General features: G+C 68.3%; 1 protein-coding gene. It reads left to right on the forward strand.

The genetic code is table 11. The features are described from left to right. Nucleotides 1–112: 112 nt before the first annotated feature. The gene (locus ABWI07_RS44420) at nt 113–1,033 is read left to right on the forward strand and encodes an IS5 family transposase (protein WP_353822245.1); all 921 of its coding nucleotides are present in this window, start codon (nt 113–115) and stop codon (nt 1,031–1,033) included. Nucleotides 1,034–1,043 lie beyond the last annotated feature (10 nt).

Consider the following 1,043-nt stretch of genomic DNA (forward strand, 5'->3'; position numbering starts at 1 on the left):
CTAGGCCGTGTTTAGGAAGTCTTGTCCCAGGTCGGCATGTCGTGTCTGGAGATGAGTGAGGTCTCCGGTAGATGGATCAACGACCAAGAAGACCATCTGCACGGAGACCTCGGTGGCCAGGGTATCGATTGGAGCGCGTAAGGATCTGACGGACCGGCAGTGGCGGGTGCTGGAGCCGCTGCTTCCCCGGCCCAAGCGGCCGGGCCGGCCTCGCAAATGGACGCGCAGGCAGTTGGTGGATGGTGTGCGGTGGCGGGTGCGGGCTGGTGCGCCGTGGCGGGATGTGCCCGAGCGGTACGGGCACTGGCAGTCGGTCTACGGGCTGTTTCGGTGCTGGCAGCGGGCCGGGGTGTGGGCGTTGATCTGGGCGAAGCTGATGGCCTTCGCCGACGCCGCGGGGCTGATCGGGTGGTGGGTGTCGGTGGACTCCACCATCTGCCGGGCGCACCAGCACGCGGCGGGTGCCCGCCGTGACGGCCGTGCTCAGGTCGAGCCACCGGGCGGGATCGGTGGTGCCGAGCCGCCTGATCATGGGCTGGGCCGCTCCCGTGGTGGGTTGACCACCAAGATCCATCTGGCTTGTGAGCAGGGCCGCAAGCCGATGGTGGTGGTGCTGACCGGTGGGCAGCGCGGCGACAGCCCGCAGTTCAGCGTGGTGCTGGACCGGGTGCGGGTGGACAGGGTCGGGCCGGGACGTCCCCGCAGGCGGCCGGACCGGGTGCTGGGCGATAAGGCCTATTCATCCCGTGGCAACCGCGCCTACCTGCGGTGTCGGGGCATCCGGGCGACCATCCCGGTCAAGGACGACCAGCGGGCCCACCGCAAGGCCAAGGGCTCGGCCGGAGGACGACCGCCTGCGTTCGACCCCGACGCCTACAGGCAGCGCCACAGTGTGGAATGCGGCATCAACCTGCTCAAGCAACACCGGGCGGTGGCCACCCGCTATGACAAGCTCGCCGTCCGCTACGAAGCCACCATCCAGCTCGCTGCCATCAACATCTGGCTACGAGCCCTTGCCAACACCACTTTCTAAACACGGCCTA

This window comes from Actinomadura sp. NPDC000600 (assembly GCF_040492135.1).
Taxonomy (GTDB): domain Bacteria; phylum Actinomycetota; class Actinomycetes; order Streptosporangiales; family Streptosporangiaceae; genus Spirillospora.